The 15,253-nt window shown below is 31.9% G+C and carries 11 protein-coding genes; 7 read left to right on the top strand and 4 right to left on the bottom strand.

Annotation, left to right across the window (positions count from 1 at the left end):
• Nucleotides 1-14 precede the first annotated feature (14 nt).
• Nucleotides 15-1,799, top strand: a complete 1,785-nt coding sequence (locus H8K90_RS06620; RefSeq protein ID WP_186845276.1) for a 1-deoxy-D-xylulose-5-phosphate synthase — start codon at nt 15-17, stop codon at nt 1,797-1,799.
• Here H8K90_RS06620 and H8K90_RS06615 read toward each other — a convergent pair.
• Nucleotides 1,773-1,943 carry a hypothetical protein gene (locus H8K90_RS06615; protein WP_186845126.1) on the bottom strand — a complete coding sequence of 57 codons (171 nt, stop codon included), beginning with the start codon at nt 1,941-1,943 and terminating at the stop codon, nt 1,773-1,775. The genes H8K90_RS06620 and H8K90_RS06615 overlap by 27 nt on opposite strands.
• Nucleotides 1,944-2,028: 85 nt before the next feature.
• Complete coding sequence (locus tag H8K90_RS06610; protein WP_186845125.1) at nt 2,029-3,369, bottom strand: deoxyguanosinetriphosphate triphosphohydrolase; 1,341 nt, start codon at nt 3,367-3,369, stop codon at nt 2,029-2,031.
• 250 nt (nt 3,370-3,619) lie between these two features.
• On the opposite strand from H8K90_RS06610, the gene H8K90_RS06605 reads away from it, so the two are divergent.
• On the top strand, nt 3,620-4,888 hold the full coding sequence (locus H8K90_RS06605) for a hypothetical protein (RefSeq protein ID WP_186845124.1): 1,269 nt from the start codon (nt 3,620-3,622) through the stop codon (nt 4,886-4,888).
• 63 nt (nt 4,889-4,951) lie between these two features.
• Nucleotides 4,952-7,777 (top strand): TonB-dependent receptor, encoded by a 2,826-nt coding sequence (locus H8K90_RS06600; protein ID WP_186845123.1) that lies wholly within the window; start codon nt 4,952-4,954, stop codon nt 7,775-7,777.
• Between the two features lie 82 nt (nt 7,778-7,859).
• Here the strand turns inward: H8K90_RS06600 and H8K90_RS06595 are convergent, their stop codons facing one another.
• Nucleotides 7,860-8,216, bottom strand: a complete 357-nt coding sequence (locus H8K90_RS06595; protein ID WP_186845122.1) for a toxin-antitoxin system YwqK family antitoxin — start codon at nt 8,214-8,216, stop codon at nt 7,860-7,862.
• Between the two features lie 428 nt (nt 8,217-8,644).
• Here H8K90_RS06595 and H8K90_RS06590 point away from each other — a divergent pair, with 428 nt between their 5' ends.
• Nucleotides 8,645-9,850, top strand: coding sequence for a porin (locus H8K90_RS06590; protein ID WP_186845121.1), 1,206 nt, complete (start codon nt 8,645-8,647; stop codon nt 9,848-9,850).
• A gap of 62 nt (nt 9,851-9,912) precedes the next feature.
• Nucleotides 9,913-12,216: an inorganic phosphate transporter gene (locus H8K90_RS06585; RefSeq protein ID WP_186845120.1), complete on the top strand. Its 2,304-nt coding sequence runs from the start codon at nt 9,913-9,915 to the stop codon at nt 12,214-12,216.
• Nucleotides 12,217-12,270: 54 nt separating this feature from the next.
• On the opposite strand, the gene chrA is transcribed toward H8K90_RS06585, so the two are convergent.
• Nucleotides 12,271-13,398, bottom strand: a complete 1,128-nt coding sequence (gene chrA / locus H8K90_RS06580) for a chromate efflux transporter (RefSeq protein ID WP_186845119.1) — start codon at nt 13,396-13,398, stop codon at nt 12,271-12,273.
• 86 nt (nt 13,399-13,484) lie between these two features.
• Here chrA and H8K90_RS06575 point away from each other — a divergent pair, with 86 nt between their 5' ends.
• Complete coding sequence (locus tag H8K90_RS06575; protein ID WP_186845118.1) at nt 13,485-14,336, top strand: OmpA/MotB family protein; 852 nt, start codon at nt 13,485-13,487, stop codon at nt 14,334-14,336.
• 107 nt (nt 14,337-14,443) lie between these two features.
• Entirely contained in the window at nt 14,444-15,163 is a 720-nt protein-coding gene (locus tag H8K90_RS06570) for a DUF6503 family protein (protein WP_186845117.1), read from the top strand.
• Nucleotides 15,164-15,253 lie beyond the last annotated feature (90 nt).

The raw sequence follows: 15,253 nt of genomic DNA, 5'->3' as shown, positions 1-15,253 counted from the left end.
CGTATTTTTACGAGGTGAAAAAAGAGCTTCTAAAACATATTAATTTACCTAAGGATTTACGCCAACTTAAAGTCGATGATTTATCATATTTGGCTAAAGAGTTACGCGATTTTATTATCAATATCGTTGCTGCTAAAGAAGGTCATTTAGGTGCAAGTTTAGGTGTTGTGGAGCTTACTATTGCATTGCATTATGTATTCAATACACCTGATGACCTATTAATTTGGGATGTTGGTCACCAAGCTTACGGACATAAAATATTAACTGGTCGTAAAGATATTTTTGAAACCAACCGACAACTCAATGGTATAAGCGGATTTCCTAAACGAAGTGAAAGTGAATATGATGCTTTTGGTGTTGGCCATTCATCCACCTCAATTTCTGCAGCTTTAGGAATGGCTATTGCTTCACAACTAAAAGGAGAAAATAAACACCATATTGCTGTAATTGGAGATGCATCTATTGCTAGCGGAATGGCTTTTGAAGGCTTAAACCATGCAGGAGTAACGGATGCCAATTTACTAGTTATACTAAACGATAATGCTATTGGCATTGACCCAAGTGTTGGTGCTTTAAAGCAATATTTAACCAACGTAAAAAAGGGTACTGAGAAACAAGACAATATTTTTGAAGCCTTAAATTTTAATTATTCTGGCCCTATAGATGGTCATGATTTACCTGTATTACTTTCAGAATTAGAGCGGTTAAAATCAGTAAAAGGACCAAAGTTTTTACATGTTATCACTACCAAAGGTAAAGGCTTAAAACAGGCCGAAGAAAATCAGGTTAAATATCATGCACCAGGTAAGTTTAATGCAGAAACTGGTGAGTTAAATACAACATCTAGCGAAAAATTAGCACCTAAATATCAAGATGTATTTGGTGAAACCATAGTAGAACTGGCCTTAAAAAATGAAAAAATAATTGGCATTACTCCAGCTATGCCAACCGGCAGTTCATTAAAATATATGATGGAGGAAATACCTGATCGTGCTTTTGATGTTGGTATAGCAGAACAACATGCTGTTACTTTAGCTGCAGGTATGGCAACTCAAGGTTTAATTCCATTTTGCAATATCTATTCTACATTCTTACAACGCGCTTATGATCAAGTTATCCACGATGTCGCTTTACAAAAGCTACCTGTAATCTTTTGTTTAGATCGTGCTGGTTTGGTTGGTGAAGATGGTGCAACACATCATGGAGTTTTTGATTTAGCATATTTAAACTGTATACCTAATTTGGTGATTTTTGCACCAAAGGATGCTATCGCACTAAGACATATAATGTATACGGTACAATTAGGAATTGATTTTCCAATAGCTATTCGTTATCCGAGAGGTCGAGGTCATCTTTTAGATTGGAAACAACCATTTAAAAAAATTGAAATAGGAAAAGGAGAATGTCTTAAAAAGGGTAATAAAATTGCAATTCTTTCTATAGGTACAATGTTTAAAGCTATAGAAGATGCTATTTCTACTATAGACCAAAAAGATGCCATTGGACATTATGATATGATGTTTGTAAAACCTTTAGATCTTAAATTACTACATCATATATTTAAAACATACAAGGCTGTAATTACTATTGAAGATGGAACAATAGTTGGTGGTTTTGGAAGTTCAATTTTATCCTTTGCTAGTACCTCTAATTACAAGCAAAAGGTAGTAACATTAGGTATTGAAGATAAATTTATAGAACATGGAAAAATCGACCAATTAAGAAAGCTTCAAAAATTGGACGTATTATCTATTAAAAAAGAGCTTGAAAATCTATTGCTCTTCGTCGAGAGTAGCTAATTCAGATGGTTTTTCAACTTGTTCTACTTCTATTTTTTTGTAAGTAGTTTGCACTTCATTAGTGCTAGAAATATCGTCTATCATCAAAAGGCAAGTTACAACAACAAAGAAGATAACTAAACCACCTAGTATATTATTTCTCATAAGTAGGATCTTTAAAATTTGATTAGGCTGTAAAATAAAACAATTTATCGTTAAAAAACAAATAAATTCGACAAAATGTATTTTTTTATAAGATATTGCCTTTTAACTTTTTATGTAATAACATAGCATTTGTATCAGATAATTTTGAAATATATAGACAAACAGCTAGAAGATTTTGGTATAGCGAACCGTTTTTTAACTTCACTGTTTTAGGTAATATATTTAATAATAACTTATCGTAATTAGATATATTGCCTTCAAAATAATTAAATGCCATTTTACCAAATGCATTAAGAAGTTGATTTAAAATTTCGTAACCTGCAATTTCTTTATTAATAACTTCTTTAGATTGGTAAACATTCTTTACACTGATATTAATAATATCTTTTATCTGCGCTTTATATTGACTTACATCCAATAAAGCAGTTTCAAATTTACCAGTCAAAATTTCGTCTTCATGTTTCATAAAAAGAGAAGCAGCCTCGTCAATTAAAGTTCCGATGGCTAGTGCACGTAAGTAACTAATGCGGTCTTCGGTTGTTTTTAAGGTATTGTAATTTTCGGTTATAATTTTACCTCTTACCAAATTGATTAAATATTCTAAGGCATATTCTTCTTGTATAAGCCCAAGGTTAATTCCATCTTCAAAATCTATAATGGTGTAGCATATATCATCCGCTGCCTCCACTAAGAACGCTAATGGATGTCTTTGAAAACTTAAATCATTATTACTTCGTTTGGTTAAACCTAATTCTGTAGCTACATCTACAAACATGTCTTTTTCACTTTGAAAAAAACCATATTTTTTATCTGCTATATGGTTTGTTGGCTTTTTAGGTAAGGATTCTTTTGGGTATTTCATAAAAGCACCAAGTGTTGCATAACTTAATCGTAATCCACCTGCTCTACCTTCTCTACTTTCAGCTAGTATTTTAAAGCCATTAGCATTACCTTCAAAATCACATAAATCTTGATATTCTTTATCAGTCATTAAGTTTTTAAATGCCGCACCTTCTCCTTCCATAAAATAGGCACCAATTGCTTTTTCACCTGAGTGGCCAAAAGGTGGATTACCAATATCGTGAGCTAAGGCAGCAGCGGCTACAATGGTTCCAAAATCATTCATCTTATAACCATGTACATTTTCGAGATGTGGATGTTTCTCTAAAAGTAATTTACCGACTTTTCTTCCTAATGATCTACCAACAACACTAACTTCTAAACTATGAGTTAAACGCGTATGCACAAAATCTGTTTTAGATAATGGCACTACTTGTGTTTTATCTTGCAATCCTCTAAATTCTGACGAAAATATAATTCTATCATAATCTGCATCAAAAACCAAGCGAGTTTCATCTTGTTCTTTTCGTAATCTTTTATTGGTATCGCCATAGCGCTTTAAAGAGAGTAATTGTTCCCAATTCATAGTTTATTTCTTAGAGAATGCAAGATAGATAAATTGCTATAAAATTGATTACAAAAAGTCTAGTTAGATATTACAGATTTCAATGTTAACTAATTGTTTCTTTAATATAAATCAGTTTAATACTAAGCTAACACTAAACTAACCTTTTGATTACAAATCTTTAATTTTTGATTAACCTTTAAACAAGATTAAGGCTGTTACTTTGCACCTAAATACAAAAAAATCAAATCTGTATATTAAAATTTAACTCATGAAAAAATTACTTTTAATCACGTTAGTAGCTTCATCACTAGTATTTACTGGTTGTTTTAAAGATGATGATACTCCAATTATTATTGAAGAAACTACAATATATATAAATGATGGTGGTTCTGGCGCGGAATGCCCAGTTGTTGCTGTTACGGGCGCAATTACTACAAACACAACTTGGACTGCTGATAACATTTATCAATTAAACCAAAAAGTAGTTGTAAGCGATGGTGTTACTTTAACCATCAACCCAGGAACAATTATTAAAGGTTCACCTGGTACAGGTTCTTTAGCTTCTGCATTAATTGTTGCTAGAGGAGGTATGTTAAATGCTCAAGGAACAGCTGACCAACCTATTATATTTACTTCTACAAGCGATAATATTTCATGTGGAGAAACAGCAGGCACAAACTTAGATCAAAACGATAGAGGTCTTTGGGGAGGATTAATTGTTTTAGGTTACGCACCATGTTCTTTCTCTGGTGATATTACTGAAGCACAAATAGAAGGTATTCCTGCGGCTGATACTTTTGGTCTTTATGGTGGTACTGATGCTGCTGATAGTTCTGGTAACTTACAGTATATCTCAATTCGTCATGGTGGTGCTTTAATAGGTGAAGGAAACGAAATTAACGGATTAACACTTGGTGGTGTTGGTACTGGTACTGTAATTAACAATATAGAAGTTGTTGCTAATGTAGATGATGGTATTGAGTTTTTCGGAGGAACTGTTGATGCTTCAAACTTATTAGTTTGGGCTCAAGGTGATGACGCTTTAGATATAGACCAAGCTTACTCTGGTACAATTGACAATGCAGTTGTTGTATTAGGTGATTTCTCTGACCATGCATTTGAGATTGATGGTCCAGAAGGTTCTGCTACAGGTTCATTTACATTACAGAACGCGACTATTATCGGTAATTTAGTTACTGAAAATGGTGAATATGCAGATTACAGAAGTAACGCAATGGGCACTACAAATAATATTTACGCTTACGGATTTAAAGATTCTTCTGATGTAGAATTAGACAACGATGGCGTTGCTACAAATTACAACAATACATTATTAACATTTGGAACTTGGCAAATAGCCTTGCCATCTGGTGTAACTAATGTCGAAGATATATTTGTAAATAAAGCAGAAAACGTAAATGTATCTGGATTTGGTTCTACAGCAACTGCGGTAACAGAAGGTTCACAAACTGTTGGTGCTACAACATCTAACTTAAACTGGACATATGCAAATACTGCAGCTGGATTAGGTTTCTAAAAACACTTTTTAATATACCAACCCATCGTTTATTTATAAGCGATGGGTTATTTAAATTTTAACATGAAAAATATACAAAACGTTTTAACTTTTGTTTTCTTTCTAATTACTTCTTTATCTTTTGCACAAGGAACCGTTTCGGGAACAGTAATGGATGGTGAATTTAACGAGCCTATGGCTTTTGCTAACATATTAGTAAAAGGAACAACCACAGGTGTTAGTGCTGATTTTGATGGAAAATACGAACTCGAGTTAGAAGAAGGTACTTATACATTAGTCTTTTCATTTGTTGGATATGTGTCTCAAGAAATAACAGGTGTTGTTATTAAAAATAATGAAGTCACAACCTTAGACATTGTATTACAAACAAACTCATTAGATGCCGTAATTATTACAACAACCACAAAACGAAATACTGAAAACTCTGTATTAAATCTACAAAAGAAATCTGTTGTAGTATTAGACGGGTTATCTGCACAAGCCATTAAAAGTTCTGGAGCAAGCAACGTTGCAAGTGCTGTTAAAAGTGTGCCTGGCGTTTCTATACAAGGTGGAAAGTATGTTTATGTTCGTGGATTAGGTGATAGATATACCAAATCTATTTTAAATGGTATTGATATTCCTGGTTTAGATCCAGATCGTAATACCATTCAAATGGATTTATTCCCTACTAACATTTTAGATAATGTTATTGTATTAAAATCTGCTTCTGCAGAATATCCAGCAGATTTTACTGGTGGAATTGTAAATATTGTAACTAAAGATTTTCCGTCTAAAGCAGAATACACTTTATCATTAGGCATGGGTTACAATCCAGATATGCACTTTAATAATAATTACTTAACCTCTGGTGGAAGTGATACCGATTTTTTTGGTTTTGATGATGGCACAAGAGATTTACCAATACACAGATATCAACCAATACCAGGTACCTTTGAAAATAAATTGTTACTAACAACACTGACAGATAGGTTTTCAAAAGAACTTAGAGCAAAACAAGAAGCGAGTGGAATGAACTTTGACCTTGGCTTTACTTTAGGTAACCAATATGATTTGGGTGATGATAAAATAGGTTACCAAGCCTCATTTTCATACAAAAATGAAACTACCTTTTATGAAAACAGAGAAGATGGTGCTTTTGTTAAAAACAATTCAGACTCATCTGATAACAACTTAAATTTCACATTAGCTTCAAAAGGTTCTGAAGGTATAAATAATGTTATCCTTAACGGAATGTTAGGTCTAACCTATAAAACAGGTTTATCTAAATTTAAAGCCAACTTATTGCATATTCAGAATGGTGAGTCTGGTGCTGGTTTCTATAATCAAGTTATTTCACAAGATGGTGTAGGTGGTGGATTAGAACCATTAACAAAAAATGCAATTACATATACAGAACGTTCTGTTACTAATTTGTTACTTTCTGGTATTCACCGCTTAAGTGATAACGAAAATGCCTTTAACTTAGAGTGGAAATTTTCACCAACGTTTTCTAAGGTAATGGACAAAAACCACAGAATTACACCTTTACAACAAGCAGATAATGGAGATTCATTTATTAGCCCTTCTGCTTCTACCTACCCGATTCAATTATGGAGAAATTTAATTGAAGAAAGCTGGTCTGGTAAAGTTGATTTAGATAAAACTATAGAACTTTTTGGAAGGCCTGCAAAACTGAAGTTTGGTGGAGCTTATACCTACAAATTTAGAGATTTTAGTATTGATGATTATACGTTTAACATTCAAGGTGATGATGCTTTTATAGCGAGTGGTGATGTTGATCAATTATTAAATTCTAATAATATTTGGAATCCAGACACAGATAATGGTACATTCTTAGTTTTTGGTGATCAGTTTAATCCAAATGACGCTTATGAGGGTGAACAGGGAATTGCTGCAACATATTTTTCTGCAGAATTTAACCTGTCAGAAAATTTTAAAACAGTTTTAGGTCTTAGAACAGAAAAGTTTAATTCGTTTTATACAGGTCAAAACAATACGATTGTTTATAATAGAGAATCAATTTTAGATGAGTTTGACTTTTTTCCATCCGCAAATATAATTTATTCATTAAATGATAAATCTAATGTAAGAACGTCATACTCTCGTACAACGGCTAGACCATCTTTTAAAGAAGCATCTGTTGCTCAAATTTTTGACCCTATTACCAACCGATTGTTCATTGGTAATATTGATTTGGTACCAACTTATGTAAATAATTTTGATTTAAGATATGAGCATTTTGGAGAAAACGGTCAAATGTTTGCCGTTAGTGGATTCTATAAAGATTTTACAGATCCTATTGAGCAATCTTTCTTTTTACAAGCACCAACGCAATTAACAGTTGATAACCTAGGTAATGCAACAGTTTATGGTGTAGAATTTGAACTTAGACAACGTTTAGGCTTTATATCTGAAGGTTTAAATAATCTTAAGTTTAATGCCAATGTCTCATTAATAAAATCTGAATTAACTATGTCTGATGACGAGTTTGAAAGTCGCTCGCTTGCAGCAAGAGATGGTGAAACCATTGAACGCGAAAGAGATTTACAAGGACAGGCACCATACCTAATTAATGTAGGTTTAGATTATAACAATTCTGATATAGGTTTACAAACTGGTTTATTCTATAACATTCAAGGTTCAACATTAGAAGTTGTAGGTATTGGTTTAGTGCCAGATGTATATACACAACCTTTTAATAGCTTAAACTTTACACTTAACAAATCATTTGGAGAAAGTAAAAACTCTTCAATAGACTTAAAGATTACTAATATCTTAGGTAGTGAAAGACTAAGCGAATACGAATCTTATAAAACTGAAAACCAAACCTTCTCATTAAGAGATCCTGGTACAGAAATATCTTTAGGGTATTCTTTTAAATTCTAAGGGTAAAAGAATACATCATGTTATTAATTAAAAAAAGGCTTTCTATTAATAGAGAGCCTTCTTTATTTTTTAAAAGATTATTTTATCTATTAACGGCAACTTTGGTTTTATTGTCCCATTTGTTAACACTAACAATTTTAGAATCAATGTAATCTACTTCTTTTAAAGAATCACCTTCCCAAAAGAACCATTTACCAACTTTTTTACCAGCTTCATAATTTCCTATAGATACTTTGTTTCCTTCAGCATCAAAACTTGTCCATTCGCCATGTAGCTTTCCATTAGTATCAAAAGCTCCGGTTTGCTGAACTTTACCATTCTCATGGAAGTAAGTCGCTATTGTTATATCACCCTTCTTTTCTAATTTAGGTTGTATTTTGTCTTGTGCGTATGAAAATCCTACACACAACATTACTAATAATATTACTATCTTTTTCATATCTATTTGGGATTTAAATTATTGTATTACTCAAAGATACCTTTTATTTTACATTTAGACAACATTTACATAACATTTAGTTAACATTAAACGCGCAAACACCTGTTTTTGTGAATTTTACGTTTCACTAATTTACATAGTTACAATCTTTTAGATAAGAAATATTAATCTTAATAATTAGATAATATTTACATTACATTAATATTACTTTTAGTCTCCATATTTGTAAGGTGTAATAATATCACAATTAGTAATTCATAATTTTTATTAGTTTTTGTCGACTTAATAAATATGATTTCTAATAAGGCTGCTTTATTAAAAGCAGCCTTCTTTTATAGCTTAAATTTACCCTTATAATAATACATAGGAAACATTTACTTAACATTAAAGTTAGTTCTTTGCACTCGACAAAAACTAAATAAATTTTAATGAAACTTAAAGATCTACTCATTGTCATTATACTTATGGCAATAACTTCACTTAATGCACAAGAAATTAGTGATACATCATTTGGAAAAGGTTTAATAAATTTTGTTGCTAAAGACAGTTCTTTTAGTGTAAAATTTGCACCACGTTTTCAAGTGCGTTCTATCTCTTCTTGGAATTATGATGGTAATCAGTACGGAAGTCCAGAGCATAATTTTATAGTACGTAGAGCACGTTTAAAATTTGATGGCTTTGCTTATAGCCCAAAATTAAAATACAAAATTGAGCTAGGTTTATCTAATAGAGATATATCTGGAGCTAATGATTTTAACAGAAATACACCAAGATATATTTTGGACGCCGTAATTATGTGGAATTTTGCTGACAATTGGGAATTATGGGCAGGACAAACAAAATTACCTGGTAACGTAGAGCGTGTTGTATCTTCTGGAAATCTTCAATTGATAAATCGTTCGTTATTAAACAGTCGATTTAACATAGATCGTGATTTAGGAATCCAATTACGTCACAAATCTAACTTAGGTGGTGATTTTTTAATGCGCGAAAAATTTGCAATATCACAAGGGGAAGGTCGAAATGTTACAGAGGGTAACGAAGGTGGGTTACAATATACTGCACGTTTAGAGTTTTTGCCATTCGGAGCCTTTAAATCTAAAGGGGATTATAGTCAATCCGATTTAAAACGTGAAGAAAAACCAAAACTAATGGTAGGTTTTACTTATAACTATAATCAAAATGCTGTTAGAGAAAGAGGATTTGCTGGTGATTATATGATTAGAACAGATGGTTCTATTTATGAAACTGACCAAACTACAATATTCGCCGATGCAATGTTTAAGTATAATGGCTTTTCTTTTATGGGAGAATATGCAAAGCGCACTGCTGGTGATGAAATCGCAACTGAAGCAGATGGTACAACACCTACTGGAGACATTGTCTTAACTGGTAATGCATTAAACTTACAAGCGGGATATTTATTTAAAAGTAATTACGAAATAGCTGCACGTTTTACAACTTTAGATTTTGAAAACGTTACTGGAGCCTTGCCTACTGAGCAATATACTTTAGGAGCCTCGAGATATATTGTTGGACATAAATTAAAAGTTCAGTCAGATATTAGTTATACAACTATAGATGGCAATGACGATAATATTAGGTTCAGATTAGGATTTGATATTCATTTTTAAAACATAACATTAACATAACGTATCTGACCTAAACAGTCTAGATATTTGCAAAACCAAAAATTATGGACAATATGTATTTATTCATGTTAATTGCCATCACTGTATTAGCTGTTGCTGATATAATAGTTGGTGTAAGTAATGATGCTATTAATTTCTTAAATTCTGCTATTGGCTCTAAAGCAATTTCTTTAAGAACTATAATGATTGTAGCAAGTTTAGGTATTTTTATTGGTGCAGTCTTCTCAAGTGGAATGATGGAAGTAGCACGTAAAGGTATTTTCGTTCCTGCTCAATTTGAGTTTGGTGAGATAATGCTCATTTTTATGGCTGTAATGATTACAGATATTCTGTTACTCGACTTTTTTAATACATTAGGACTCCCTACATCTACGACGGTATCTATTGTTTTTAATTTATTAGGTGCAGCTGTAGTAATGTCATTGATAAAAATTAGTCATTCAGAATCTGAGACTTTTGCTGATTTAGGAAATTACATTGCCACCGATACAGCCTTAACAATTATTAGTGGGATTTTGTTATCTGTTCTAATTGCGTTTTCAGTTGGTGCTCTAGTACAATGGATATCAAGACTCATTTTTACATTCAACTACGAGAAAAAAATAAAGAATTTCGGAATCATTTTTGGTGGTGTTGCTTTAACGGCAATAACTTATTTTATCTTTTTAAAAGGATTAAAAGGAACACCTTATTATAAGGAAATGAAAAGTGTGGTTGAAGGAAATGAAGTATACATTATACTTGGAAGTTTTGTCTTCTGGACCTTGTTTTCTTTCTTATATGAAAAATTAACGAAAAAAACAGTCTTACTTGTTGTAATTGGAGTTGGTACTTTTGGGTTAGCTCTAGCATTTTCTGGAAATGACTTAGTAAACTTTATTGGAGTACCAATGGCAGCATACCACTCTTATGAAGCTTGGGTTGCTGGAGGTATGGATATTAACATGTCAATGGCTGTATTAGATAAAAAAGTTCCTGCAGAGCCTTTATTACTATTTATTGCGGGAGCTATAATGGTATTAACATTATGGTTTTCTAAAAAAGCTAAAACGGTTGCTGAAACGGAAATAAGTCTATCTCGTCAAGGAGAAACACACGAAAAATTTGAACCTAATGCACTTTCAAGATCTGTAGTAAAAGGTACTACTCAATTATCAAATTATCTTAGTGTTGTTCTTCCAAAATCAATTCAAGAAAAAATAGGTAAGAGTTTTGATAAACCAGATATTGTTATGACAAAGGATCAAAGTATCGAAGCACCTGCTTTTGATATGATTAGAGCATCTGTAAACTTAATGGTGGCTGGTGTGTTAATTGCTATTGCAACATCAATGAAATTACCTCTATCTACAACTTACGTAACTTTTATGGTTGCCATGGGTACGTCTTTAGCGGATAGAGCTTGGGGAAGAGAAAGCGCTGTATATCGTGTAGCTGGTGTACTAAATGTAATTGGCGGATGGTTTGGTACAGCTTTAGGAGCATTTATAGCTGCTGGAACAGTTGTATTTTTAATAAACTGGAATCCTAGTGTAATAACACCTATTTTACTTCTACTAACAGCTATCTTATTATACAGAAATTACAAATCTCATAAAGATAAATCAACTAAAACAGCAGATGAAGACAGTTTAAAATCTACAGGAAGCAAATCCGTACAAGGTGTTATACACGAAAGTGCCGGAAACATTTCTAACGTAATTAAACGTGGAAATAGAATATACACTAACGCTGTAAATGGATTGGCCAAACAAGATTTATCTTTGCTAAAAAAGAATCAAAAACAAATTGATAAGTTATCTAAAGAAGTTGATAGTCTGCGTGACAATATATTCTACTTCATTAAAAATTTAGACGAAACAAGTTTAAGAGCTAGTAGTTTTTATATTAACATTTTAGGTTATTTAGAAGATATGACACAATCTTTAGAATACATTTCTAAAGTAAGCCACAAGCATGTAAACAATAACCATAAAAAGCTTAAGTTTAGTCAAATTAAAGAGCTAAAAGAAGTTGATGACACTTTAGAAGTTCTTTTTACAGATACAAAAGCTGCATTCGATTCTCGTTCGTTTGAGCAAATTGAATCGATAATTAATCGTAAAAAAGAATTGTTAGATTTAGTTACTGATAAAATAGTAAAGCAAGTTGCACGAACTAGAACTGAAGAATCGAGTCCAAAAAACACAACGCTTTATTTTGGATTATTACTTGAGACAAAAGATTTATTAAATGCTACAATGAACTTACTAGAAGAGTATCACAATTCCTTTGATAGTTCAATTGAACCTGCAACTATTTCAGTTGAAGATGATGAAACCAATAAAAATTCTGAGCTTTCAGAATAAGAAGAAATAGAGTATAACTTCATTTAAAGCCATCGATATATTATTGATGGCTTTTTATTTTGTAATAGTTATCAGTATAAATCCTAAAACGGCTCCTATAACAATTGTCCAAATTGTACTCACCTTAGTTTTAAAAGTTAAAACAACAGATAGTAAAGCAATAACTATGCTTTGCCATTCTATAAGTGTTTCCTTAGCCATAACAAAAAGAACAGCAAGCATAACAGCTACAGCAGCTACATTGACCGAATCTAAAAAGTATCTTAAGATTTTAGATTTCTGCATTTTAGAAATAAAAGGATTTAAAACCAACACAAATAAAAATGATGGTAAAAAGATAGCAGTTGTAGCTACTAAGGCTCCAGTAAATCCAGAAAGCTGATACCCAATAAACGTCGATGTAGATAATACAGGTCCAGGAGTAAATTGCCCAATTGCAATAGCATCAATAAGTTCTGCTCTTGTTAGTAATCCTCTTGATACTAATTCTGCATCTAAATAAGCAAAAAGCACATAACCACTTCCATAGAGTATAGCTCCTACTTTTAAGAAAATTAAAAAGAGTTTTAAGGAAGAAACCTTTGCCAATGTAGCATTGATTCCAAAAAACAATAATAAAGGTTCAACTGAGTTTAAGGTTGATATCGTCTTGGATTTCAAATAAAAATACAGCATACCTATAACTCCGGCTGATAGTAATGCTACCACCTCATTAACACCAAGAAAACTTACTATTACTACTGAAACACCAAGTATAATAAGTTCTGCACTCTTAATGGCTTTTTTACCAAGTTTTAAAATAGCCGAAGCAATAATGGCCAAAACAGCAGGTTTAATGCCATAAATAAAAGGCTCTACTTGTGGTAATTTACCATAACTCACATATAAATAGGCTAATAAAGCAGTAATAAAGGTCGCAGGTAAAATAAAAGCAAGGCCTGCAATAAATAGTCCTGCTTTACCTGCTCGCTCATAACCACAATGCATAGTCATCTCTGTAGAATTTGGTCCTGGAATTAAATTGGTTGTACCTATTAAATCCAAAAAATAATCACGCGTCATCCACTTTCTTTTTTCTATAATCTCATCTTCCATCATAGCGATATGTGCTGCAGGCCCACCAAATGCAAAACAACCTAACTTAAAAAATACTTGAGCAACTTCTTTTAATCTAGAATTCATTTTTAAAATTTAACATTGTTAACATCCAAAAGTAACATTTCATCGTATATAGAACTGTAAACTAATTTAAACCAAAAGTTAAAACAATGAAAAGATTTTCAATTCTATTAGTAACAGCTATTATATTAAGCTCTTGTGTTTCAAAGAAGAAATACTTGGCCTTAGAACAACAACATGGTGAAACTGTAAGCGAACTTACTAAAACACGTGTTGAAAAAGAAGACTTAGAAAATAAGTTTGCTGTTATAGAAGCACGAGTAAATGATTACAATTCTAAAATACAATCTTTAAATAAGGATGTTGAAGGATTAACTATAGAAAACAAAGCTAAATTTGAGGTATCTAAAGATGGAACTGTAGCATCTGTAGCAAGTAAAGAAAAAATGCGTGCTACTTTACAGAACATAGATCCTGAAAAGTTAGCTGGAGCTAAAACATTAAAAGATTCTATGAACTTAGCCGTACAGCATAATTTAAGTAAAGCTATGAATACTAGTGATCTTAATGAGGATGAAGACATCGTTGTAGATATCAACGAAACTGTAGTAATGATATCTATTGCTGACGATATGTTATTTAACACAGCTAGTTATAGAGTAGGAAATAAAGCTGACAAAATCTTAAAGAAATTGGCAGATGTTATCAATTCTGAACCAAGTTTAGATGTAATGGTAGAAGGTCATACAGATTCTAGATCTATCAATACAGAAAAAATTTCAGACAACTGGGAATTAAGTGTATTACGTGCTACTTCTGTTGTTAAAAAATTACAAAATCAATTTAATGTAGCACCTGAGCAATTAATTGCTTCTGGTCGTAGTAGCTACCAACCTTTAGTTGAAAACGATTCAAGAGCTAATCGTGCTAAAAACCGTAGAACACGTATTATTTTAATGCCAAACATTGACAAGTTTTTTGCCTTAATGGAAGCAAAATAAATCAAATCTATCTTAGATTTAATACCTAAAAGCACTCTCCCGTAAAATTCGGCATTGAGTGCTTTTTTTTATGCTCTAATTTGTAATTTGTAGAAAAATTAAAATCTATGAAACTGCTCTTTACATTACTTTTCTTCTGCTATGCATTTAATGGTATAAGTCAAAATATTACCACTACACAATTACTAGATAATGCTATAGAATATCACAACCCAAATGGTGATTGGCACAGCTTTAATAATGAGTTTACTGTTGTTATGACTACCCCAAATTCGCCAAAAAGAACAAGTAAAATCACAATTAATTTACCTGATGAATATTTTAGCGTTAAAGCAACTAAAGATACTGTTACAACTACATACACAGTAAATAAAGGAAAGTGTCTAATGCAATATAATGGCAAAGCTATTGATAGTATCACCGCTAAAGAAAAGAAGATGTCTTGTGATAGAGCTACGCTATATAAAAATTACTATACGTACTTATATGGCTTACCAATGAAGCTTAAAGATCCTGGTACAAATCTTAATGATAAGATTGAAAAGAAAACCTTTAAAGGCAAAGACTATTTAGTCTTAAAAGTGACTTATGATGAAGCCGTTGGTAGTGATATGTGGTATTTTTATTTTAACCCAAAGACTTATGCTATGGAAGTGTATCAATTCTTTAAAACAGATAAGAATGGTAAAGAAAAACCAGATACTGGTGAATATATTTTATTGTCTGAAGAAGCTGTTGTAAATGGCATTAAAATGCCTAAAGTACGCGCTTGGTATTATAATAAAGATGATAAATATTTAGGAACTGATACTTTGGTGCAGGAATAACATATTATCGCCTTGTCATTCTGAACTTGTTTCAGAATCTAAGCTATTTTAAGATGCTGAAATAAATTCAGCATGACAAAAACTAAAAAA

Origin of the sequence: Winogradskyella echinorum (assembly GCF_014297365.1) — a bacterium.
Lineage (GTDB): Bacteria > Bacteroidota > Bacteroidia > Flavobacteriales > Flavobacteriaceae > Winogradskyella > Winogradskyella echinorum.
This window is presented reverse-complemented; position numbering and strand designations above follow the sequence as displayed.